This window comes from Brachybacterium phenoliresistens (assembly GCF_000576425.1).
GTDB lineage: Bacteria > Actinomycetota > Actinomycetes > Actinomycetales > Dermabacteraceae > Brachybacterium > Brachybacterium phenoliresistens.
Window position 1 is genome coordinate 124034 of the sequence record NZ_KK069990.1, and the last position, 22205, is coordinate 146238.

General features: G+C 74.4%; 20 protein-coding genes. 15 read left to right on the plus strand and 5 right to left on the minus strand.

The genetic code is table 11. The features are described 5' to 3' along the window. Positions 1–89: 89 nt before the first annotated feature. Entirely contained in the window at positions 90–284 is a 195-nt protein-coding gene (locus tag BF93_RS05865; RefSeq protein WP_038371275.1) for an antitoxin, read from the minus strand. 149 nt (positions 285–433) lie between these two features. On the opposite strand from BF93_RS05865, the gene BF93_RS05870 reads away from it, so the two are divergent. The 5 genes from BF93_RS05870 (at position 434) to BF93_RS05890 (ending at position 8040) form a co-directional block, all read left to right on the plus strand. Next, the gene (locus BF93_RS05870) at positions 434–1225 is read left to right on the plus strand and encodes a DeoR/GlpR family DNA-binding transcription regulator (protein ID WP_051486597.1); all 792 of its coding nucleotides are present in this window, start codon (positions 434–436) and stop codon (positions 1223–1225) included. An 80-nt stretch (positions 1226–1305) separates the two neighbouring features. After that, positions 1306–5925 (plus strand): DUF4011 domain-containing protein, encoded by a 4620-nt coding sequence (locus BF93_RS05875; protein ID WP_038371454.1) that lies wholly within the window; start codon positions 1306–1308, stop codon positions 5923–5925. Continuing rightward, entirely contained in the window at positions 5922–6128 is a 207-nt protein-coding gene (locus BF93_RS05880) for a hypothetical protein (RefSeq protein ID WP_038371276.1), read from the plus strand. Before BF93_RS05875 ends, BF93_RS05880 begins: the two co-directional genes overlap by 4 nt. Positions 6129–6232: 104 nt before the next feature. Further along, complete coding sequence (gene proC, locus BF93_RS05885) at positions 6233–7066, plus strand: pyrroline-5-carboxylate reductase (protein WP_051486598.1); 834 nt, start codon at positions 6233–6235, stop codon at positions 7064–7066. A 17-nt stretch (positions 7067–7083) separates the two neighbouring features. Then, entirely contained in the window at positions 7084–8040 is a 957-nt protein-coding gene (locus tag BF93_RS05890; RefSeq protein WP_038371277.1) for a beta-ketoacyl-ACP synthase III, read from the plus strand. Between the two features lie 19 nt (positions 8041–8059). On the opposite strand, the gene BF93_RS05895 is transcribed toward BF93_RS05890, so the two are convergent. Beyond that, positions 8060–8764 (minus strand): potassium channel family protein, encoded by a 705-nt coding sequence (locus tag BF93_RS05895; RefSeq protein ID WP_051486599.1) that lies wholly within the window; start codon positions 8762–8764, stop codon positions 8060–8062. Positions 8765–8874: 110 nt separating this feature from the next. After that, complete coding sequence (locus BF93_RS05900) at positions 8875–10209, minus strand: TrkH family potassium uptake protein (protein ID WP_051486617.1); 1335 nt, start codon at positions 10207–10209, stop codon at positions 8875–8877. A 203-nt stretch (positions 10210–10412) separates the two neighbouring features. On the opposite strand from BF93_RS05900, the gene BF93_RS05905 reads away from it, so the two are divergent. The 4 genes from BF93_RS05905 (at position 10413) to BF93_RS19275 (ending at position 15527) form a co-directional block, all read left to right on the plus strand. Next, entirely contained in the window at positions 10413–11687 is a 1275-nt protein-coding gene (locus BF93_RS05905; RefSeq protein WP_084148309.1) for an acetoin utilization protein AcuC, read from the plus strand. A gap of 40 nt (positions 11688–11727) precedes the next feature. Beyond that, on the plus strand, positions 11728–13617 hold the full coding sequence (locus BF93_RS05910; protein ID WP_156954056.1) for a dynamin family protein: 1890 nt from the start codon (positions 11728–11730) through the stop codon (positions 13615–13617). Then, the gene (locus BF93_RS05915) at positions 13614–15317 is read left to right on the plus strand and encodes a GTPase (RefSeq protein WP_038371279.1); all 1704 of its coding nucleotides are present in this window, start codon (positions 13614–13616) and stop codon (positions 15315–15317) included. The genes BF93_RS05910 and BF93_RS05915 overlap by 4 nt, the downstream gene beginning before the upstream one ends. Positions 15318–15428: 111 nt before the next feature. Beyond that, on the plus strand, positions 15429–15527 hold the full coding sequence (locus tag BF93_RS19275; RefSeq protein WP_003792170.1) for a 30S ribosomal protein bS22: 99 nt from the start codon (positions 15429–15431) through the stop codon (positions 15525–15527). Between the two features lie 73 nt (positions 15528–15600). Here BF93_RS19275 and BF93_RS05920 read toward each other — a convergent pair whose 3' ends face one another. Next, positions 15601–15900 (minus strand): glutaredoxin family protein, encoded by a 300-nt coding sequence (locus BF93_RS05920; protein WP_038371280.1) that lies wholly within the window; start codon positions 15898–15900, stop codon positions 15601–15603. A 116-nt stretch (positions 15901–16016) separates the two neighbouring features. Then, positions 16017–16556 carry a YceI family protein gene (locus tag BF93_RS05925; protein WP_038371281.1) on the minus strand — a complete coding sequence of 180 codons (540 nt, stop codon included), beginning with the start codon at positions 16554–16556 and terminating at the stop codon, positions 16017–16019. 123 nt (positions 16557–16679) lie between these two features. Between BF93_RS05925 and BF93_RS05930 the strand changes: the two genes are divergently transcribed. From BF93_RS05930 to ccsB, 6 genes are all read left to right on the plus strand, one after another. After that, on the plus strand, positions 16680–17249 hold the full coding sequence (locus BF93_RS05930) for a MarR family winged helix-turn-helix transcriptional regulator (protein ID WP_232226214.1): 570 nt from the start codon (positions 16680–16682) through the stop codon (positions 17247–17249). A gap of 67 nt (positions 17250–17316) precedes the next feature. Beyond that, positions 17317–17964, plus strand: coding sequence for a histidine phosphatase family protein (locus BF93_RS05935; protein WP_038371282.1), 648 nt, complete (start codon positions 17317–17319; stop codon positions 17962–17964). Continuing rightward, positions 17961–18584, plus strand: coding sequence for a TlpA family protein disulfide reductase (locus BF93_RS05940; protein WP_051486600.1), 624 nt, complete (start codon positions 17961–17963; stop codon positions 18582–18584). The genes BF93_RS05935 and BF93_RS05940 overlap by 4 nt, the downstream gene beginning before the upstream one ends. Then, positions 18581–19396, plus strand: a complete 816-nt coding sequence (locus BF93_RS05945; protein ID WP_198025365.1) for a cytochrome c biogenesis CcdA family protein — start codon at positions 18581–18583, stop codon at positions 19394–19396. Before BF93_RS05940 ends, BF93_RS05945 begins: the two co-directional genes overlap by 4 nt. Before the next feature lie 26 nt (positions 19397–19422). Continuing rightward, positions 19423–21129, plus strand: a complete 1707-nt coding sequence (gene resB, locus BF93_RS05950) for a cytochrome c biogenesis protein ResB (protein ID WP_332248907.1) — start codon at positions 19423–19425, stop codon at positions 21127–21129. After that, positions 21123–22199 carry a c-type cytochrome biogenesis protein CcsB gene (gene ccsB, locus BF93_RS05955; protein WP_038371283.1) on the plus strand — a complete coding sequence of 359 codons (1077 nt, stop codon included), beginning with the start codon at positions 21123–21125 and terminating at the stop codon, positions 22197–22199. The genes resB and ccsB overlap by 7 nt, the downstream gene beginning before the upstream one ends. The last annotated feature ends 6 nt before the right edge of the window (positions 22200–22205 follow it).

A 22205-nucleotide genomic window follows, 5' to 3' on the forward strand; every position in this document is an offset into this window, starting at 1 on the left:
GCCTTCCGGACGGCGAGGAGCGCCCGATGCTGCGGCATCGGGCGCTCCTCTATCCAGTGGGAGCCCGGAGGCTCGGAGAGCCGGAAGGCTCAGTTCTGCTGCTCGTCGCCACCCAGCCCGAGCTGATCGCGAGCGGCCTCGGCGCCCTGGTCGACGTAGCCGTCGACCTGGTCGGGCGTCCTCTCCTTGATCTTGTCGGTCACGGCCTCGGTGACCGCGTCCACCTGGTCCGGGTTCTCGCTGGCGAGATCCTTGGCCTTGTTCAGCGCGTCGTCGAACTTCATGGATGTCTCCTCCTGTCGAAGCACCGGCCTGACTGTGGCCGACGCCACCCACCGTAGGTCACGAAATGGTCTCGGACAACCGAAAGAGCCGGATCCGGCGTGTCCCGCATACTGAGGATCGACCCAGACCACGGCGGAAGGACCCGACGATGATGGACAAGAGCTCCCGGTGGGACCAGGTGCTGGCGATGCTCGCGCGGGACAAGCGCCTCGGCGTCAGCGAGGTCGCCCAGGAGCTCGGGATCAGCGAGTCGACGGTCCGCCGCGACTTCGTGGAGATGGAGCGCGCCCAGCTGGCCCGCCGCACCCACGGCGGCATCGTCGCGATCGACGTCGCCTACTCGCTGGCCATCAACGCCCGCGCCGGGGACCAGGCGGCCGATGCCCGCGAGCGGGTCTCGGACTTCGCCGCCGGGCTCGTCGAGCCCGGCCAGATCGTCGGCTTCAACGGCGGCCGCTCCACGACCGCGACGGCCCGCACCGTCGTCTCCCGCCCCGACATGGACTCCCGCGACGGCCGTCCGGGCCTGACCGTCGTCTGCGCGGCCCTGAACATCGCGATCGACGCGGTGCTGCGGCCCGCGATCCGCACCGTCGTCCTCGGCGGGGTCGCCGAGCCGCACTCCTTCGAGCTGACCGGTCCGCTCGCGACCGCGACGATGCGCGACCTGTGGCTGGACATCATGTTCGTGGGCATGATCGGCCTGGACGTGCAGGCCGGTCTGACCTGCCACTCCGATGCGGAGGCCGGGGTGACGCGGACGATGATCGGTCATTCCCGCCGCGTGGTGGGGCTCGCCACCGCCGACAAGATCGGCGAGCGGGCCATGGCCGGGATCTGCCCCATCGGCGCCCTGACCGACCTCGTGATCGCCGGGGAGCTGGACGAGGAGCTGCGCCGCCACCTCCAGGAGACCTCGGTGCGCCTGCACGAGGTCTGATCCGGCGCGTGCCGTACACCTCCCGCCGGCCACGGCACGCCTCCGGTCCCGGCGGCGCCCGGCCCGGTACCGTCGTGACCATGTGGAAGAAGCTGCGTTCGAGGAAGCGGACCGAGCCCGCGACGGAGCCCGTGCGCCAGGAGCGTCCGCGCAGCGCCGGCCCGGCGAAGACCCTCGAGACCCCGGGCGCCGGAGCCCCCGCCGGGACGCCGGCCGCGCCGGAGGACCAGGCCGCGCGCCCCGGGGGCGAGGCGCGCCCCGAGGGCGATGTCGAGTTCGCGGTGCGCCACCACACCGGGGCCGTGCACGCCGACGTCGCCCCCGAGCAGGACGAGGACGACCTCCCGCCCCGCCGATCGGACCTGGTGCCGCTGAGCCGCGCCGATCGCGTGGGCGACGCCCTGGACCGCTGGTCCCAGCAGATCGCCGGCACCACCCGCGCGACCTCCTTCCTCACCCACATGCGCGAGGGCGACCACGTCCTGGACCTCACCCACTCCCACCCCTCCGGCCTGGCGCAGCTGCTGGCCGGCCGCGGCCCCACCCGGCTGTCCTCCCTGGTGCGGGAGGTGGGGGCGCTGGCCGACGCGCGCGCCCACGCCCGGGCGATCCGCGAGACCGCCCAGCGGCAGGCGGAGGAGGTCGGCCTGACCACCTGCCACCTGGGCATCGGCGAGGCCACCTGGATCCCCGAGGACGGCGGCCGGCCGCTGCAGGCCCCCGTGCTGGTGCGACCCATCACCCTGCGCCTGCGGGGCAACGCCCGCGAGGACGTCGACCTCGACCTCGACGCCACCGTGGACCTCAACCCGGTGCTGCTGCGCGCCCTGCGCGAGGCGGGCGTCGCGGTGGACGCCCGCGCGCTGCTGGGCACGACCGACGGCGCCTACGGCTTCGACCCCAACCCGGTGCTGGACGCCTTCCGGGCCCTCGGCCAGCCGCTGCCCGGCTTCCGCGTCTCCCACGCGCTGGTCGTCGGCAACCTCATGGACGCCGCCGGCCCCCTGGCCGATGATCTCGCCGCGGATCGCCCCGAGTGGATCGACCACGACCTCGTCGCCGCGCTCGCGGGGGACCCCGACGCACGGCGGAAGCTCGCCGAGGCGGGATCGACCCCGCAGCCCGTGCCCGAGCACGAGCTCGTCGCCGCCGTCGACCCCGACCGCCACGAGGCCCTCGAGCACGTCCTGGGCGGCGCGCACCTGGCCCTGACCACCCCGCCCGGCGCGGAGGTCCTGGACCTCGTCGTCGACCTCGCCGCCGAGCTCAACGCCCGCGGCCGCAGCGTGCTGGTCGTCTCCCAGCGCCGCCGCCACCTCTCCCAGCTGAAGGCCGATGCCGGATCCCGGGGCCTCGGCGACCTGCTGTTCGACCTCTCCCCGGACCCGGCCCTGCAGCGCAACGCCTCCGCGGCGCTGCTGCAGAGCCTGCGGGGCGCCGGCTCCGTGCATCGGCCCATCGACGCCGAGGAGCCCCCGGAGCTCGTCCAGGCCCGGGAGACCCTCACCGGGCACGTCGAGGCGATGCACCGCGTGCAGGAGCCCTGGGGCGTCTCCGCCCACGACGCGCTGTCGGCGCTGGCCGCCCTCACCCGGCTGCGGCCCGCGCCCCGGACCGCCGTGCGCCTGGACGCCGAGGTCGCCTCCCGCATGGTCGGCGAGCAGCGGCAGGCCTTCGCCGACTCCCTCCGCGAGGCGGCCGCGGTCGGCCTGCTGAGCACCGGACCGGAGGACACCGCCTGGTTCGGCGCCTCCATCAGCTCCTCGACCCAGTCCGAGCGCGCCCTCGCGCTGGTGACGCGGCTGCGGGAGGACCTGGTGCCGGCGCTGCGCCGCGCCATCGCCGCGACCGGGTCGCAGATCGGCCTGCAGGACGCCCGCACCTTGAAGGACCTCGTGGCCCGGATCCGCCTGCTCGGACAGGTCCGGGAGGTGCTCGCCATGTTCCACGTCGACGTGTTCGACGCGCAGCTCGAGGACATGGTCGCCGCCACCGGCACCAAGCCCTGGCGCCAGGAGCACGGCATCGAGCTGCGCTGGCGCACCCGCCGTGCGCTGCGCCGCCGCGCGGTCTCCCTGCAGCGCCCCGCCTCCCTCGCCCCGGACCTCCACACCGCCCTCCGCGACATCCAGGTGGTCCGCGATCGCTGGCGGCGCGCGGCGGCGGATCCCGCCGCCGTGCCCTCGGTCCCCAAGACCCTCCCCGCCGCCGAGAACCTGGCCGGGACCCTGCAGTCCGTCGTCGACGAGCTGGACGTCCTGCTCGAGGGCACGCCGGAGGGCGCCGACCTCGCCGCGACCGACGTCGACGTGCTCGCCGAGCGGCTGGAGCGCCTGCACGCGGACCGCGAGGACCTCGAGCCGCTCCCGCGCCGCACCACCCTCGAGCGGCGGCTGCGCTTCGACGGGCTCGGCGACCTGGTCGAGGACCTGCGCGAGCGCCGCGTCGGCGCCGATGCCGTGGCCGCGGAGCTGGACCTCGCCTGGTGGCGCAGCGTCCTGGAGCTCATCGCGGGCGCGGAGCCCACCATCTCCCAGTACGACGGCACCTCGCTGTCGCAGGTCGCGGACCGCTTCCGTCGGCTGGACGTCGAGCACCTCGCCGGGTCCTCCTCGCGGGTGCGCGCCGCGAGCGACGACGTCCTCGTGGAGACCATGAAGGCCTTCCCGGACACCTCCCGCGCCGCGATCGCGGAGCTGGCCCGCTCGGCGACGGTCTCGGTGCGCGACCTCGCCGCGAAGTACGAGGACATCCTGTTCCGGGCCCGCCCCACCTGGCTCGCCTCCCCGTACCTCGTCCCGCAGATCGTCCCGCGGGGGCGGCACTTCGACGTCGTGATCATCGCCGACGGCGGCCGCCTGCCCACCGCCGCGGCGCTCAGCGCGATCGCCCGCGCCGAGCAGACCGTGGTCGTCGGCGACCCGCTCGAGTACTCGGGCCAGTCCGCGCCCGTGATCCTGGACGACATGCTGGCCGTGGCCACGCATCGGCCGCTGCGGCGCGACGCGCGCCCGGCGACCGAGGGCCTGCGCGCCTTCGCCCAGCGCCGCAGCCCCGTCCCCGGGATCCTCGCCGCTCCCAGCCCCTTCGGCATCGAGCCGGACCGGCTGATCGTCGTCGAGGGCGGGACCGGGCCGGTGACCGCGGGCATGGAGTACGTCGAGAGCACCGAGGCGGAGCTGCGCCGGGTGACGGACCTCGTCATCGAGCATGCCCGCACGCGGCCCGAACGCTCCCTGGCCGTGCTCACCCTCACCGCCGAGCACGCCCGCCGCGTCATGGAGCGGGTCATGCACACCGTCGCCGTGGTGCCGGACCTGCGGGCCTTCTTCGACGCCGGGGCCCGCGAGTACTTCACGGTGCTGCCGGCGGCGCAGGCCACCGGGGTCGTGCGCGATGACGTCATCGTGAGCATCGGCTTCGGCAAGACCCCCCACGGCCGCCTGCTGCACCGCTTCGGCCCGCTCTCCGAGCCCGCCGGCCGCAAGGCGCTGGCCTCCGTCATCACCCGTGCCCGCGGGCGCACGACGGTGGTCTCCTCGATCACCCCTGAGGACCTCGACCCGTCGCGGCTGCGCACCGACGGTGCCCGCGACCTCCGCTCCCTGCTGCGCGTGCTCGCCGGCCTGCCCGACGACCTCGTGCTGCCCGAGACCGGCGCCGAGGCGCCCGTCGGCGTCGTGTCCGTCGACGCGGCGGCCGCCGCCGAGCAGCCCGCCCCCGCGGAGACCGACGAGGACCCCGCGGCCGATGCGTCGCAGGAGCTCACCGAGGAGGAGCTGGACGCCCAGATCGAGGCCGCGCTCGCCGCCGATGCCGCGGACGCGGAGCCCACCGACCCCGCGCCCGGACCGGATGCGGCCACGGACGGCGACGCCGACCCCGCCGCGGCGGCGGCCGCCGACGGGACCGAGCAGGCCGAGGCCCCCGCCGAGGCCGCCGCGCGCGAGGGCGACGACGCGGCCGCCGACGCCGCAGCAGCCGACGGCGCGGACGCCGAGCCGGAGCCCGGGGAGGATCCGCAGCCCGACCCCGCGGCGGAGCCGGCGCAGGCCGGCGCCCTCCCGACCGAGGCCGGGTCGGCACCGACCGCCCGCGCCCTGGAGACCGACGCCCTGCTCGGCGACCTCGCCGACCGCCTGTGGCGCCTGGGGCTGCACGTCGAGGCCGACTTCGGGCTCACCGAGGACCGGATCGAGCTGGCGCTCGGCCACCCCGAGCTGCCGGGCCGCTTCCTCGTCGCGGTGGACACCGACGGGGAGACCTACGTCGGCACCCGCAGCCAGCGCGAACGGGACCGGCTGCGCGCGGAGCGCCTGGAGGCCCTGGGCTGGGCGACCGAGCGCGTCTGGTCGTGGGCGCTGTTCATCGACCCCGACGGCGAGGCCGAGCGGATCCGCCGCGCCGTGGACCGGGCGCTCGCGCAGCTGCGCGCCGACGGGGAGCGCAGCGCCTCGGAGGGCGCCGCGACCATCCGGCACCGGCTGCCGCGGCCGCAGATCCCCGCGGGCCACCCCCTCTCGTTCTACGCGAGCGAGGACCTCGACCAGGTCGTCGAGTACATCTGCTCGGACGGACGGGCGCGGCTCGAGGAGCAGCTCGCCGCGGAGGTGCGCGGGTTCCTCGGCTTCGAGCAGCGCTCCGTGCTGCTGGACGTCTCCGTCTCCAGCGCGATCCGCCGCTTCCAGGAGCGCCAGTGAGCACGGGCCGCAAGGTCGTGATCTCCTCGGTCACCGGCAAGCCGATCCCCTGGGAGGACGAGGAGCCCGCCTCCGCGCCGGGCCGGAGCGCCCCGCTGTTCCCCGACCGGGTGGCCGAGGACGCCCCCGAGCCCGGGACCGACGAGAGCAACGACGCGCGCCTGGCGCAGGACGTCCCGCCCCACTGGGGCACCGGCGCCTGAGGCGCCCCCGCGCTGCCGCGCCGGCGCCCGGGGCCGGGCGTGATCTCGTGCGCAGGCGCGGGCAGGGCGCGCCGCCGCGGGCCCGTCGGCCGTAGTGTGAGGTCATGGACGAAGCCACCACCGAAGCACCGGACCTCAGCGCGCTCTCCCTCGTGATGGTGGGCGCCGGGAACATGGGAGGGGCCTTCCTCACGGCCGCCCTGTCCGCCGGGGTCCGCGCCGAGAACGCCCTGATCGTGAACTCCTCGCCCGAGTCCTCGCAGCGCGCCGCCGCCGCGCTCGGCGCGAGCGCCGGGACCCTCGAGGACGTGGCCCGCGCCGACGTCCTCGTGCTCGGCATCAAGCCGTACCAGGTCGACGCCGTGCTGCCGGGGGGGCGCGAGCACCTCGAGGCGCGCACCCTGGTGATCTCCCTGGCCGCCGGCGTCTCCCTCGAGCGCCTGGCCGCGCTACTGCCCGGCCACGAGCGGCTGACCCGCGCCATGCCGAACACGCCGATGGCCATCGGCGAGGGCGTCACCGCCCTCATGCACGCCGACGCGGTCCCGGCGGCCCAGCGGGAGCTGGCCCGGGCCCTGCTGGCCACCTCCGGGGTCGTCGAGGAGGTGCGGGAGGACCAGGTGCATGCCGTGATCGGCGCCGCCGGCAGCGCCCCCGCCTTCGTCTTCTACATCCTCGAGGCGATGATCGACGAGGCGGTGCGCCAGGGCCTCACCCGCGATCTCGCCACGCGCATGGTGGAGCAGACCGTCCGCGGCGCCGCGACGCTGGTGATGGAGTCCGGGGACCACCCGGCGCTCGCCCGGGCCGCGGTGTGCAGCCCCGGCGGGACCACCGCCGAGGGCGTCGCCGCCCTCGACCGTGCCGGCGTCCGCGCCGGCATCGCCGCGGCCATGGACGCCGCGGCCGCCAAGTCCCGCGCCATGACCGGCGCCTGAGCGAGAGCCCGAGACCCATGACCTTCCGCGACCAGCCCGGCAGCCGCATCGTCGGCACCGGCTTCCACCAGCCCGAGCGCGTCCTCACCAACGAGGAGCTCGAGGCGATGGTCGAGACCAGCGACGCCTGGATCCGTCAGCGCACCGGCATCGTCACCCGCCGCATCGCGGGGGAGGCGGACACCGTCGCCAGCATGGCGATCGCGGCGGGCCGCAACGCCCTGGCCGATGCCGGCATCGACCCGCGCGAGGTCACCCAGGTGATCGTGGCGACCTGCTCGAACGAGGAGCGCTCGCCCAGCGCCGCCGGCCGCGTGGCCGAGGCCCTCGGCATGGCCGGCCCCGTCGCCTTCGAGGTCAACGCCGCCTGCTCCGGCTTCGAGCACGCCCTGGCGGTGGCCGACCAGTCGATCCGCTGCGGCAGCTCCACCACCAGCCTCGTGATCGGGGCGGAGAAGCTCTCCGGCGTCACCGACTACACCGACCGCACCACCTGCATCCTGGTGGGGGACGGGGCGGGCGCCGCGGTGCTGCGCCCCGCGGAGTCCGCCGGGCTCTCTCCCGTGCTGTGGGGGACCGAGCCGGATCTCGCCGATGCGGTGCGCATCTCCCCGCCCAGCGGGAACTTCTCCCAGGACGGGCGCAAGGTCCTCGGCTGGGGGCTGCGCCAGGCGCCCCAGATCGCGAAGAAGGTCGTCGCCGCCGCCGGTCTCGAGATGTCGGACATCGACGCGTTCGTCCCGCACCAGGCCAACCTGCGGATGATCGAGCCGCTGGCCGCCGCGCTGGGCCTTCGCGAGGACGCCGTGGTCGCCGACGACGTGATCGTCTCCGGCAACACCTCGGCCGCGACCATCCCGCTGGCCCTGGCCAAGCTGCGCGCCGAGGGGCGCGTGCGCTCGGGCGACACCGCGCTGCTGCTGGGCTTCGGCGGCGGGTTCAGCTGGGCCGGACAGGTCGTCGACCTGCCCTGAGCGATCCCGGGCGACCGGCTCAGGGCCGGTTGGAGAACCGCTCGATGAGCTCGGTGTGCCCCGAGACGATGAGCAGGTCGTGGGGCGTGACCATCGTCTTGGGGGTCGCGTAGGTGAAGTCGCGGCCCGGCGACTTCACGCCCACCACGGTCACCCCGTACTTCGCCCGGATGTCGGACTCCTCGAGGGTGTAGCCCTGGGTCTCGCGCGGCGGGTGCATCTTCACGATCGCGAAGCCGTCGTCGAACTCGATGTAGTCGATCAGTCGCCCGTTGACCAGGTGCGCGACCCGCTGGCCGGCATCGGCCTCCGGGAAGACGACGTGGTGGGCGCCGATGCGCTCGAGGATCTTGCCGTGCGCGGTGCTGATGGCCTTCGCCCAGATCACCGGCTTGCCGAGGTCCACGAGGTTCGCGGTGATGAGCACGCTGTCCTCGAGGGAGGAGCCCACGCCGACCACGGCGACGGCGAAGTCCGCCGCGCCCACCTGCAGCAGGGCGTCCATCTGGGTGGCATCGGCCTCGACCACGTGGGTGAGGCGGCCGGAGAACTCCTGGACGAGGTCGCGGCGGGTGTCCATGGCCAGCACGTCCGTGCCGAGCTTCTCGAGGGTCTCGGCGAGGGCCGCTCCGAAGCGGCCCAGGCCGATCACGAGCACTCCGCTGCGTCCGACGCTGCGATCTCCCACGCGTCCTCCTCCTGGTTCGGCGTCCCGGTCCGGCATCCTGCGGGGCGCCGGACCGGCTCTCTCTCGCAGGGAACCGTACACCGCGCCGGGACGTCGCAGCGCCGGGACGGCGGCCGCGGGCGCCGCCCCGGGGCCCGGCGAGGGGATCAGCCGACGATCGGCCTCTCCTCGGGCAGGCGCACGCGGCGTGCCCGGGAGCGCAGCGCGAGGGCCGCGCCGAGGGACATCGGCCCGATGCGGCCGACGTACATGCACACGATGAGCACGTACTTCGCCGAGGTCGGGAGGTCGGCGGTGATGCCCATGGACAGCCCGACGGTGCCGAACGCCGAGAGGGACTCGAAGAGCACCTCGTCCAGCTCGAAGCTGGTCAGGCGCAGCATGACGAAGGTGGCCACGAACACCACCGCGGCGCTCATGAACAGCACGCCGATGGCCTGGCGGATGGTCTCCTGCGGGATGCTGCGGCCGAACACCTCGACGTCGCGGTCGCCGCGGGCCTCCGCCACCAGCGCGAGGATCAGCAGGGCGAAGGTGGTCACCTTGATGCCGCCGCCGGTGGATCCGGAGCCGCCGCCGATGAACATCAGCAGGTCCGTGAACAGGAGCGTGTCGTCGTTCAGGGCGCCGATGTCGATCGTGGACAGCCCGCCGGATCTCGGCATCACCGCGGCGAAGACCGAGGCGAGGATCTTCGTGCCCACGTCGTGCGGGCCCAGCGTCGCGGGGTTGGACCACTCCATCACCAGGTAGCCCAGGAAGCCGGCGCCGAACAGGATGCCCGAGGTCGACAGGGTCAGCTTGGCGTGCAGGGACCAGCGCCGCGGGGTGCGCCACCGCGCCACCAGCACCAGGATCACGGGGAATCCCAGGGAGCCGACGAACACGGCCAGGGCCACCGGGATCCCGAAGGACGGGTCGGCGACGTACTGGGCGGTGCCGGCGGCCTCCGGCACGAAGCCGCCGTTGTTGAAGGCGCTGATGGCGTAGAACATGCCCAGGAAGATCGACTCGCCCACCGGGTGGTCCGTGGCGAGCATGAACGGCGCCAGCGCCAGGAAGGTCAGCAGCTCGAAGGACGTCGAGGTGATCACGATGGTCCGCAGCACGCTGCCGACCTCGGCGAGCTTCTCGGCCTTGGTCTCGGAGGCGGTGATGACGCGCTGGGCCAGGCCCATCTGCCGCATCACGGACAGCCCCAGCAGGGAGGCGAGGGTCAGCACGCCGAGCCCGCCGACCTTCATCGACACCATGATCACCGTGAGTCCGAAGGTGGACCAGTGGGTGCCGGTGTCGAGGGTGACCAGCCCGGTCACGGTGGTCGCGGAGACCGCCGTGAACAGCGCGTCCACGAAGGGGGTGCGGGTGCCCTCGACCGTCGCGATGGGCAGGGAGAGCAGGGCGGTGAACACGCCGATGATCGCGGTGAACACGAGCAGGGCCAGGCGCGAGGAGGAGGATCGGGCGGCGCTGCCGACCATCCGGCGCACCCGGTCCTGGAAGGCGTCCAGGGCGCGCAGGACCACGGCGCGCGACGGCACGACCGGATCGTCCTGGCTCATGTCCCTCGCTTCCCTCGTTCCCTCCGTGCTCCGCGCGAAGTCTACGGCGGTCCGGCAGCGGGCAGGTCCAGGACGGGCCGCGGCGGGCGAGGTCCGCAGCACGACGTGGGTAGGCTCACCGCATGAGTGCTCTCGAGCCGATCGACCGACCCGGCGACGCCGCGGGGCGGGGGACGCCGGCCCCCGCCGGGACCGCGGGCGTGGTGTGGGATCCCTCCCTCCTGGCCTACGACTTCGGGCCGATGCACCCGATGGCGCCGATCCGGCTGCACCTGACCGCGCTGCTCGCCCGCACCGCGGGACTGCTGGACCGGCCCGGGGTGCAGCTGATCGCCCCGCAGGTGGCCGAGGACGCCCAGCTCGCCCTCGTGCACGAGCCGGAGTACCTCGAGGCGGTGCGTCGGGCCTCACGCCCGGAGGAGCTGTCCTCCCGCGACGAGCTGATCGCCTTCGGCATCGGCGGGGACGACGTGCCCGCCTTCGCGGGGATGCACGAGGCGAGCGCCCGCATCGTCGGCGGCACCCTCGCCGCGGTCGATGCGATCCGCGCCGGCACGGTGCGCCGTGCCGTGAACTTCGCCGGCGGCATGCACCATGCGAAGCCCTCCCGGGCCGCGGGCTTCTGCGTGTACAACGACGCGGCGGTCGCGATCGCCCATGCCCTCGCGCAGGGGGAGGAGCGGGTGCTCTACGTCGACCTCGACGTCCACCACGGCGACGGGGTGGAGCTGGCCCTGTGGGACGAGCCGCGGGCGGTCACCCTCTCGGTCCACGAGTCCGGGGAGCATCTCTTCCCCGGCACCGGCTTCGTCCAGGACGCCGGCGGTCCCGGCGCCCCGGGCAGCGCCATCAACGTCCCCCTGCCGCCGCGCACCGACGCGAGCGGCTGGCTGCGCGCCATCGAGGCGGTGCTGCCGCCGCTGGTCGCGGCGATCCGCCCGACGCTGCTGGTCACCCAGCACGGGGCGGACACGCACCGCGTGGATCCGCTCGCGGATCTCCGGGTCACGCTCGAGGCGCAGCGCGAGGCGATGATCCTGCTGCGAGACCTCGCCGATGAGCACACCCAGGGCCGGTGGCTCTCCCTGGGCGGGGGCGGCTACTCGGTGATCGACGTGGTGCCGCGCTCCTGGGCGCATCTGCTGGCCGTGGTCACCGGCGAGCCGCTGGATCCGCAGGATCCGCTGCCGGCCGCGTATCTCGAGGGATCCCGCGAGCTGCTGGGGCCGATGGGCATGGCCGAGCTGCGCCGCGGCGAGCACTTCGGCGACGGCGTGCCGCTGGCCCGGCGGCCGTGGTCGGCCGGCTACGACCCCGAGGACGCCGTGGACCGGGCCGTGCAGGCGGCCCGCCGCGGGGCCTTCCCCGAATGGGGGCTGGACCCCTACCTCGACTGACTCGCCCCGGTCCCGCGCGCGGCCCTGACACAATGGCGCCATGATCCACGCCCCGGGGCCGGAACCCGACACGGCCGCCCTCGACGCCCTCGCGGAGCACCTGCGCGGGGTGCGCCTGCCCTTCCCCGTGGACGGGGCGCAGGAGGGCCGCGAGGAGGTCGCCGCCGCGCTCACCCAGCTGGCCGATCATGTGCGCCCCCGCCTGGAGGCCCTGGACGCGCCGCTGCTGGTGGTGATCGGCGGCTCGACCGGCGCCGGCAAGTCGACCCTCGTCAACGCCCTGGTGGGCCGCCCGGTCAGCCGCGCCGGGGCGATCCGCCCCACGACCCGCCGGCCGGTGCTGCTGCACCATCCGGAGGACGCCGCCTGGTTCGAGGGCTCGCGCATCCTGCCGGGCCTGGCCCGCGTCCGCGCCGACGAGCCCGCCCCCGCGACCCCGGACGGCGCCGACGACCTCGCCGCGACGAGCCTGTCCCTGCACGCGACCACCGCCATCGGCCGCGGGCTCGCCCTGCTGGACGCGCCCGACATCGACTCGGTCGCCGCCGGCAACCGGGAGCTGGCCCGGCAGCTGCTGCGCGCCGCGGACCTGTGGCTGTTCGTCACCACCGCCAACCGCTACGCCGACGCCGTCCCGTGGGAGGTGCTGCGCACCGCCTCCTCCCGCGACGTGACCGTCGCCGTCGTGATGAACCGGATCCCCCCGCGCCCCGGGGTCGCCGAGGAGCTGGCGGAGGACCTGCGCGGCCTGCTGGCCCGCGACGGCCTGGAGGACTCCCGCCTGTTCCTCGTGGAGGAGTCCGCGGTGGATCCCGAGGGGATGATCCCGCCGGCGGCGATCGCCGAGATCCGCGGCTTCGTCACCGAGCTCGCGCGGGACGCGGGCTCGCGCGCCGTGATCGCCCGGCGCACCCTCGCCGGGGCCATCGCCTCGCTGGGGCGCTCGGCCGATGCGGTCGCCGGCCGCGTCGGGGAGCAGGAGGAGCAGCGCGAGCGGCTGCGCGCGGACGTGGCGAGCTCCTTCGCCCAGGCCCGCGAGCGGATCGACGAGGTCATGGGCGACGGCTCCCTGCTGCGCGGGGAGGTCCTCGCCCGCTGGCAGGACGTGGTCGGCACGGGGGAGTTCTTCCGCGGGGTCGAGACCTTCGTGGGGCGGATGCGCGACGGGCTGGCCCGGATGCTGCGCAGCGAGCCGGCCCCCGCCGTCGCCGCCGAGAACGCCCTGGAGACCGGGCTCGTGCAGGTCGTCGTCGACGAGGCCGGCCGCGCCGCCGAGCAGGTCGAGGCGACCTGGCGCACCAGCGCCTCCGGGCGGCTGCTCACGCAGGGCCAGGACCTCTCCCGGCTGCCGGAGGGGTTCGCGAAGGAGGCCTCCGCCGCGGTGCGCGCCTGGCAGGGGGACGTGCTCGACCTGGTACGCGAGGAGGGCGCGGACCGCCGCACGAAGGCCCGCGTGCTCTCCCTGGGGGTGAACGCCGTGGGCGTCGCGCTGATGGTGGTGGTCTTCGCCTCGACCGCCTTCATCCCCACCGGGCTGGAGATCGGCACCGGCGCGGCCACCGCGGTGATCGGCCAGAAGCTGCTGGAGACGATCTTCGGGGACGAGGCCGTGCGCCGCCTGGCCCGGATCGCTCGCGCGCGCCTCGCCGAGCGGCTCGACGCCCTGGTCGCCTCCCGTGCGCAGGCGTTCCACGAGCGCCTGGAGACCTTCGGCGCCGGCACCGATGCGGAGCAGCTGCACGAGGACGCCCGGGCCCTAGCGGCCCTCGCCGCCCAGGTCGCCGCGCCGCCGCCGGACGCCGCCCCTTCGGAGACCGTGCCCTCGGATGCCGCGCCCTCGGAGGCCGCGCCCTCGGACGCCGCCCTCTCGGAGGCCGCGCCCTCGGATGCCGCGCCGGCGGTCCGCGACACCCCCGAGGACCCGGCATGAGCCGCCGCCGCGATGCCGTGGGCCTGTCCGAGCGCGCCGCCGCCCTCGAGCGCGCCGCCCGCAGCCTCGCGCAGATCGCCCCCGATCCCGTGCTGGACCGCGCCCACGAGGTGCTCGGACGGCTCGAGGACCGCCGCGCGCTCTCGGCCGAGCACACCGTCGTCGGGTTCTTCGGCGCCACCGGATCCGGAAAGTCCTCCCTGGTCAACGCCCTCGTGGGCCGCGAGATCACGCGGGCCGCGGTGCGCCGGCCGACCACGGCCGTCCCCGTCGCCGCGGTCCTCGGCGAGGAGGGATCCGACGCCCTGCTGGACTGGCTCGGCGTCGCCGACCGCCATGTCCTGGACGGCAGCGGCGCCCTCACGGACGGCGATCCCGCGGCCGGAGGCATGATCCTGCTGGACCTGCCCGACCTCGACTCCGTCGAGCGCGGCAACCGCGAGATCGCCGAGCGGATGACCGGGCTCGTGGACGTCATCGTCTGGGTCACCGACCCCCAGAAGTACGCCGACGACGTCCTCCACCACGACTTCGTGGCGCCCTTCGCGGGGCACGACGCCGTGACGTTCGCGGTGCTGAACCAGATCGACCTGGTGCGGGAGGGGGAGCGGGACGCGGTGCTGGCGAGCCTGGGCTCCCTGCTGCGCCGCGACGGGCTCGAGCGCGCCCCCGTGGTGGGCGTCTCCGCGCAGACCGGCGAGGGCCTGGAGACGCTGCGCGCCCAGCTCGTCGAGATCGCGCGCGGGCACGAGGCGATCACTCTGCGCCGCCGCGCCGACGTCCGCGAGGCCGCGCTCGGTCTGCGCGAGGCCGCGGACCCGGCAGGCCTGCCCTCCGCGGTGCGACCCGCCGACGCGGCCGCGCTCGCCGCCGATCTGGCGGTGGCCGCGCGCATCGAGCCCGTCGCCCGGGCCGTCGGCGCCTCCTACCGCTATCGCGCCGCCGGGCATGTGGGCTGGCCCGTGCTGCGCTGGATGCGCCGCTTCCGGGCCGATCCGCTGGTGCGCCTGCGGATCGGCCAGGGCGCGGGGGCCGGCGGCGGCACCTCCGGCGCCCGCAGCGGCCGGGCCGGCGGCCGGGGTGCGGACGCCTCGGACGAGGCGCTCGCCCGGACGTCCCTGCCCCGCGCCGACGCCGCTGCCCGCGCCCAGGCCTCCGCCGGGCTGCGGCGCCTGGCCGACGCCTCCTCCCGCGGCGGCACCGATCCGTGGCGGGCCGCCGTACGTCGGACGGCCCGCTCGCACGAGGAGGATCTGCCCGATGCGCTGGACCAGGTCGTCGCCGGCGCCGATCTGCGGGCCCGCAGCACCGGGTGGTGGTGGCCGGTGCTCGGCGTGCTGCAGTGGCTCGCCCTGGCGACCTGGGTGATCGGTCTGGGATGGCTGGCCCTGAACGCGGGCCTGGCCTTCCTGGGCATCCCGCCGCCGCCGATGCCGATGATCGAGGACCTCTGGATCCCGATCCCGCTGCCCACGGCGATGATCGTGCTGGGCGTGGCCGTGGGGATCCTGCTGGCGGTGGCCGGCTCCGGGATCGCCGCCGCTGTCGGCGCCTGGCACCGGGGCAGGGCGCGCCGGGTGCTGCGCGCCCGGGTCCGCGCCACCGCCCAGGAGCTCGTCGTCGACCCGGTGGACGACCTGCTCTCGCGGGCCTCCGCGACGGGTGCGGACCTCGACGTGGCATGCGGCACCCGCCGGTAGAGGCACAGCACGGCCCGTGTAGAATGAGCGGTCGACTGTGGCACGGGCTTCGGCAGCGTGCGTCCGATCAGCACCATAGGCAGGCACCGTGCCTGCAGAACTGAGGCATCGATGGGTTCTGTCATCAAGAAGCGTCGCAAGCGCATGGCGAAGAAGAAGCACCGCAAGCTGCTTCGCAAGACGCGCCACCAGCGTCGCAACAAGAAGTGACCTCGAGCCCCCGGGACGGCACCGCCGACCGGGGGCCTCGTGCATCCGGGGCGGGCCGCGGCGCCGCAGGCCCTCAGCGCCCCAGCCAGCGCCTCCAGAAGGGGCGCGGGGCCAGCGCCGCGCGCAGCGCGGCGGCGTCGACCTCGTAGCGCGCGTGCACGGCTCCGTCGACGACGACGACCGGCACATGATCGTTCCAGTCCGCCGTGAGCTCGCCCTCCGCGTCGATGTCGCGGACCTCGACCGTGGTGCCGGCGCGGCGGGCCTCCTGCTGGACCCGCGGCAGGGCGACCTCGCACAGGTGGCATCCTGCGCGCGTCAGGTACAGCACGCGGGCGTCGGTCCGGGCAGGGGGAGGGGTCGGGGTGCTCACCTCGGCAGGGTACCCGCGTCCGGCCGGCGCGAGCGGGGCGCGCGGACGCGAGAAGGCCCCGGGAGCATGTGCTCCCGGGGCCTTCTCGCGCCGTCGGGCGCGCGGTCGGCGAGGACTCAGGCGGCCGTCGGCGCCACGAACTCGGACTCGATGGAGATGCGCACCTCGTCGGAGACCAGCACTCCGCCGGCCTCGAGGGCGGCGTTCCAGGTCAGGCCGAACTCCTTGCGGGAGATCTTGGTCTCGCCGGTGAAGCCCGCGCGGTAGGTGCCGAAGGGATCGGTCGCGGTGCCCTCGTAGGAGAAGTCCAGGGTCACGGACTTGGTCACGTCGCGGATGGTCAGGTCGCCCACCAGCGAGTCGCCGCGGACCTCGGTGGAGACGAAGCGGATCTCGGGGAAGGTCTCGGCGTCGAAGAAGTCGGCCGAGCGCAGGTGGTTGTCGCGATCGGGGTTGCCGGTGGTGATCGAGGCGACCTTCAGCACGGCCTCGAAGCGCAGCTCGGAGGCGCCCTCGCCGACGACGAGGGTGCCCTCGACCTCGCCGAACTGGCCGCGGGCCTTGGAGATGCCGGCGTGGCGCACGGTGAAGCCCGCCGCGGTGTGGGCGGGGTCCAGGGTCCAGGTGCCGGGGGTGAGTCCGTCGAATGCAGTCATGGGATGCTCCTTCGATGATGGTGCGGATCGGGTGGCCCAGCGGACTCGCCAAGCCGTTGCTTGAAAGCTAAACTATAAATCGGCCCGATGCAACGGTCGGTCCGGGATGAAGGGTGGGATGTGATGGCGACCACAGACGCGATGGTAGGACATGGCGCGGCCGAGGGGCAGGGTGCCCCCGACGGCCAGGGCGCGCGCGAGCAGCAGGAGCCCCGGTGGCTCAGCGCCGAGGAGCAGGTCGCCTGGCGCGGCTTCCTGTACGGCGTCAACCTCCTGTGGGAGCGGCTCGGGGACGCCCTCGAGCAGGACCCGCGGATCGACCTGACGATGGGCGAGTACGAGATCCTCGTCCGGCTGTCCGAGGCGCCCGAGCGCCGCATCCGCATGTCCGACCTCGCCGACCAGGTCGTCCACTCCCGCAGCCGCCTCACCCACACGGTCGCGCGGCTCGAGAAGCGCGGCATCGTCGAGCGGGTGCGCTGCGTGGCCGACGGCCGCGGGCGGGAGGCGCGGCTGACCGACGCGGGCATGGATCTGCTGCGCAGCGCCGCCCCGGTGCACGTCGCGTCCGTGCGCGCGCACCTGGTCGACGTCATCGGCCGCGAGGACCTCCTCGAGCTGGGCCGGATCTTCGCCAAGACCCTTCCGGAGGGGGCTCCCGTGAGGCTCGGCACCCCGCCAGAGAATTCCTAGCTCCGCTTGGTACCGTGAGCCGGCCCCGAAGCAGTCGAGGAGCCCTGCCGATGAGGAGCACAGGCGCATGAGCACGACGACCGTCCACCTGGTCCGCCACGGCGAGGTGCACAACCCGGAGAAGGTCCTGTACGGACGGCTCCCCGGGTACCGCCTGTCCGATCGCGGCCAGCAGATGGCGCAGCGCGTGGGGGAGCACCTCGCTCCGGCGGACGTCGCCCTCGTGCGCGCCTCCCCGCTGCTGCGGGCGCAGCAGACGGCCGCCCCCATCGCCGCCGCCCATGATCTCCCCGTCGAGGCCGACCAGCGCCTCATCGAGTCCGGCAACGTCTTCGAGGGACACCGCATGGGCCACGGCGCGGCGCGGTTCCAGGACCCCCGCAACTGGCGCCACTTCGCCAACCCCTTCCGCCCTTCCTGGGGCGAGCCCTTCCGCGACCAGGTCGCCCGGGTGATGGAGAGCATCCACGACGCCCGGGACCGCGCCGAGGGGCGCGAGGCCGTGCTCGTCCTGCACCAGCTGCCGATCTGGCTGATCCGCCGCAGCGCCGAGGGCAGGCCGCTGTGGCACCACCCGGGCCGCCGCGAGTGCAGCCTGTGCTCCGTGACCAGCCTGCACTTCGTCGGCCCGCACCTGTCCGAGGTGAGCTACGCCGAGCCCGCGGCCGCGCTGCTGGACGGGGCCGTCGACGCCACCGGCGGGAAGCTCGCATGAGCGCGCGCCCCTCCCGCAGCCTGCGCCTCGCGCGCTCCGGCAGCCCCGCGATCACCCGCCGCACCGCGCTGTCCGCGGCGGGCGCCGCCGGCGGGGCCCTGCTGCTGGCCGCCTGCGGCACCGACACCTCCGGCCGCTACGACTCCGGCTACGTCGCCGGGGACGGCGTGACCGCGGAGATCCCCGCCGACGAGCGCGGCGAGCCCCTGGAGTTCTCCGGCACCACCTACGACGGCGAGGCGTTCTCCAGCGTCGACGCCCGCGGCGAGGTGCTCGTGCTGAACGTCTGGTACGCCTCCTGCCCTCCGTGCCGCGCCGAGGCGCCCGACCTCAAGGCCATCGCCGAGGAGTACGCCGACCAGGGCGTGCGCTTCCTCGGCGTGAACGTGCGCGACGAGGCCGGGCCCGCGCAGGCCTTCGAGGAGAAGTACCAGATCCCCTACCCCTCCCTCCCGGACCTCGACGCGACGATCCTGTACGCGCTGCGCGGCTCCGTGGCCCCCAACGCCGTGCCCTCGACCCTCGTGATCGACGTCGAGGGCCGCGTGGCGGCCCGCATCTCCGGAGCCGCGGACCCCTCGGTGCTGCGCACCATGATCGACACGGTCCTGGCCGAATGAGGCTGGACACCATCGGAGAGGCCTTCGGGGCGACGGTCCTCGGCGGATCGCTGTGGCTGGCGATCGCCGTGGCCGCCGCCGCGGGCCTGGTCGCCTTCCTCTCGCCCTGCGTGCTGCCCGTCGTCCCCGGCTACCTGGGCTACGTCTCGGGCCTGGGCACCCAGGGCGTCGCCGGCTCCGGCGGGTCCGGGAAGGTCGGCGCCGTCGCCGGGCCGAGCGCCACGGCGCGCCCCGACCCCTCCCGCATGCTCCTGGGCAGCCTCCTGTTCGTCGCCGGGTTCGCGGCGGTGTTCATGGCCCTCGGCGGCTTCGTCGGGGCCCTGGGCCACCTGCTGCAGGCCCACCAGGTGTGGGTCAACCGCGTCAGCGGCGTGCTGGTGATCCTCATGGGACTGGTCTTCCTCGGCGTCTTCCCCTCCCTCACCGCGCAGAAGCGGATCTCCCGCCGGCCCGATGCGGGGCTGTGGGGCGCGCCGCTGATGGGCATCGTCTTCGGGCTGTCCTGGACGCCGTGCATCGGCCCGACCTACGCGGCCGTGGTCGCCCTCAGCCTCGACGGCGGCTCCGCGCTGCGCGGCGCCGTGCTGGCGCTGGCGTACTCGCTGGGCCTGGGGATCCCCTTCGTGCTGTTCGCCCTGCTGTTCCAGCGGGCGCTCGGCGCCAGCCGCGCCCTGGCGCGCCACCGCCGGTCCATCGGCCTGGTCAGCGCCGCCCTGCTGATCGCGATCGGGGTGCTGCTGCTGACGGGGCAGTGGAGCACATGGATGTCGACCCTGCAGGTCGCCATCGCCGGGTTCGAGCCGGTGGTGTGATGGACGCGCAGGAGGACGGGACGACGGTGGGAACGCAGAGCGAGGACCAGGACGCGGCCGCGGAGCGCGGCCCGGACGGCGGCGAGCAGACCGCCCGGGCGAGGACCCCGGGTCCCGGCCGGGCCGGAGCGGCAGAGGACTTCACCTCGGGCCGCGACGCCCCGCCGGCGATGCCGAAGCTCGGCCTGCGCGGCACGGCGCTGTTCCTGTGGCGGCAGCTCACGAGCATGCAGACGGCCCTGGTGCTGCTCATGCTGCTCGCGATCGCCGCCGTGCCCGGGTCGCTGTACCCCCAGCGCAACGTCAACCCCGGCGAGACCGAGGCCTACCTGGCCGAGAACGGCAAGCTCGCCGAGATCCTGGACACCCTGGGCCTGTTCGACGTGTACTCCTCGCCGTGGTTCAGCGCGATCTACCTGCTGCTGTTCATCTCGCTCATCGGATGCGTGATCCCGCGGGCCCTGGTCCACCTGCGCCACCTGCGCGCCGCGCCGCCGCGCACCCCGGCGAAGCTGGGCCGCTTCGTCGGCCATACCCGGGTGCAGCTGCCCGGGGTCGATGCCGACGAGCTCGTCGAGCGCGCCCGGGCGGATCTGCGCGGGCGCCGCTACCGGACCGTCGTGCAGGAGGAGAAGCGCGCGCGGTCGGTGAGCTCGGAGCGCGGCTACCTGCGCGAGACCGGCAACCTGATCTTCCACATCGCGCTGCTGGGCGTCCTGATCGGCGTGGCGGGCGGGCACCTGACCCAGTACCGCGGGCAGATCACCGTGGTCGAGGGGGAGGGGTTCTCCAACTCCCTCACCCAGTACGACTCCTTCGACCCGGGGCCCTGGTTCGATGCCTCGCACCTGCCCGAGTTCCGCTTCACCCTGGACGAGTTCCGCGCCGAGTACTCCACCAGCACCAACGAGCACCAGTTCGGCCAGCCCACCCTGTTCGAGGCCGACATGACCGTGACCACGCCGGACACGGGCACCGCGGAGCAGACCGTGCGGGTGAACCAGCCGCTCGAGGTCCCCGGCGCGAGCCTGTACCTGCTGGGCAACGGCTACGCCCCGGAGATCACGCTGCGCGACGCCGAGGGCGCCGTGGTCGCCGAAGGGCCGCTGATCACGATCCCGATGGGCGACATGGGCTACACCAGCCAGCTCGTCCTCAAGGCGCCCGACGCCCAGCCCGAGCAGATGGCCGTGGTCGGGTTCTTCCTGCCCACCGGGGAGATCGACGAGTCCGGGCCCCATTCCCAGTTCCCCGCCCTGATCGACCCGCAGCTCGCGCTGACGGTGTACACCGGCGACCTCGGGCTGGATGCCGGGGTCCCGCAGAACGCCTACCAGATCGACGTCTCCAGCCTCGAGCCCGTGACGGGCGAGGACGGCAGCCCCGTGCTGATCCGCCTGTACCCGGGCCAGGAGTACGCCCTCGAGGACGGCTCGACGCTGTCCTTCGACGGCGTGCGCCGCTACGCGGCCTTCGACATCAAGCACGACCCCTTCCAGAAGTTCACGCTGGTGATGGCGCTGTCCGCCGCCGGCGGGCTGATCCTGTCGCTGTTCGTGCCGCGCCGCCGTGTGTGGGTGCGGGTGAGACCGGACGCCGATGGTGCGATCCTGGAGGTGGCCGGCCTCGCACGCAGCGAGGACCCCCGACTGGATGAGGACGTGCGCGAACTCGCCGCACGCCTCGCCGCCCCCGCGCCGCCGGCGCCCACGTCAAGGAGCAGGAAATCGTGAACGAGCAGCTCGCGGAGGTGTCCAACCTCCTGATCGTCGTCGCGATCGTGGTGTACATCCTCGGTCTCATCGGATTCTCCGCGGATCTCGCGGCCGCCTCGCAGCGCCGCAGCGATCAGCGCCTCGCGCAGAAGCAGCTGGTCGGGGCCGCGTCGGCAGCGGTCCCGGAGGCCGGCGGCGGGGTCTTCCCGTCGGCCGGAGCAGGGGACGGGGGCGGCGCCCCGGCGCCGCGCACGATGAGCGCGCTGACCTTCGCCTACGGCATGACGGGCGTCGCGGTGCTGCTGCACCTGGCCGGCATCGTGCTGCGCGGGGTCGTCACCCAGCGCGTGCCGTGGGCGAACATGTACGAGTTCTCCATGAGCGGCGCCGCGGTCGTCGTGCTCATGTTCCTCATCTTCTCGATCCGCCGCGGGGACCTGCGCCTGCTGGGTACCTTCGTGATCCTGCCGGTCCTGATCGTCATGCTCGTCGCACAGACCTTCTGGATCGTCCCGGCCGCCACCCTCACCCCGAGCCTGCAGAACTCCCACTGGCTGGTCATCCACGTGATCATCGCGGTGCTGTCCAGCGGCCTGTTCGGCCTCGGCGCGCTCGTCGCCGTGCTGCAGCTGATCCAGTCCCGCTACGAGGCGGCGCGCGCCGGGCTGGGGGCCGCGGGGGCGTCCGATGCCCCGGCCGCGCAGGCCGAGGGCCAGGACGCGGGCGCCGGTGCCCCGGTCTGGGGCCGTGTCGGCTCGGTGCTGGACCGGCTGCCCGGGGCCAAGCCCCTCGAGGCCCTCAGCTACCGCATCCACGCGGTCGCCTTCGTCGGCTGGACCTTCACCCTGATCTTCGGCGCGATCTGGGCCAACCAGGCGTGGGGCCGCTTCTGGAACTGGGATCCCAAGGAGGTGTGGACCTTCATCACCTGGGTCGTCTACGCCTGCTACCTGCACGCCCGGGCGACCCGCGGCTTCCGCGGCAACAAGGCCGCCTGGTTCGCCCTGGCCGGCTTCGTCTGCGTCATCTTCAACTACACCGTCGTCAACACGGTCATCAACGGTCTGCACTCGTACTCGGGTCTGTGACCGGCT

Bases quoted from the DNA above. Each gene is read 5' to 3' on its own strand.
- BF93_RS05910 (WP_156954056.1), top strand. From the start codon at position 11,728: ATGATCCACGCCCCGGGGCCGGAACCCGACACGGCCGCCCTCGACGCC.
- BF93_RS05865 (WP_038371275.1), bottom strand. From the start codon at position 284: ATGAAGTTCGACGACGCGCTGAACAAGGCCAAGGATCTCGCCAGCGAG.
- BF93_RS05945 (WP_198025365.1), top strand. From the start codon at position 18,581: ATGAGGCTGGACACCATCGGAGAGGCCTTCGGGGCGACGGTCCTCGGC.
- BF93_RS05905 (WP_084148309.1), top strand. From the start codon at position 10,413: ATGAGTGCTCTCGAGCCGATCGACCGACCCGGCGACGCCGCGGGGCGG.
- BF93_RS05895 (WP_051486599.1), bottom strand. From the start codon at position 8,764: ATGCCGGACCGGGACGCCGAACCAGGAGGAGGACGCGTGGGAGATCGC.
- BF93_RS05940 (WP_051486600.1), top strand. From the start codon at position 17,961: ATGAGCGCGCGCCCCTCCCGCAGCCTGCGCCTCGCGCGCTCCGGCAGC.
- BF93_RS19275 (WP_003792170.1), top strand. From the start codon at position 15,429: ATGGGTTCTGTCATCAAGAAGCGTCGCAAGCGCATGGCGAAGAAGAAG.
- BF93_RS05925 (WP_038371281.1), bottom strand. From the start codon at position 16,556: ATGACTGCATTCGACGGACTCACCCCCGGCACCTGGACCCTGGACCCC.
- BF93_RS05935 (WP_038371282.1), top strand. From the start codon at position 17,317: ATGAGCACGACGACCGTCCACCTGGTCCGCCACGGCGAGGTGCACAAC.
- proC (WP_051486598.1), top strand. From the start codon at position 6,233: ATGGACGAAGCCACCACCGAAGCACCGGACCTCAGCGCGCTCTCCCTC.
- BF93_RS05915 (WP_038371279.1), top strand. From the start codon at position 13,614: ATGAGCCGCCGCCGCGATGCCGTGGGCCTGTCCGAGCGCGCCGCCGCC.
- BF93_RS05890 (WP_038371277.1), top strand. From the start codon at position 7,084: ATGACCTTCCGCGACCAGCCCGGCAGCCGCATCGTCGGCACCGGCTTC.
- BF93_RS05930 (WP_232226214.1), top strand. From the start codon at position 16,680: ATGGCGACCACAGACGCGATGGTAGGACATGGCGCGGCCGAGGGGCAG.
- BF93_RS05875 (WP_038371454.1), top strand. From the start codon at position 1,306: ATGTGGAAGAAGCTGCGTTCGAGGAAGCGGACCGAGCCCGCGACGGAG.
- BF93_RS05870 (WP_051486597.1), top strand. From the start codon at position 434: ATGATGGACAAGAGCTCCCGGTGGGACCAGGTGCTGGCGATGCTCGCG.
- BF93_RS05900 (WP_051486617.1), bottom strand. From the start codon at position 10,209: ATGGTCGGCAGCGCCGCCCGATCCTCCTCCTCGCGCCTGGCCCTGCTC.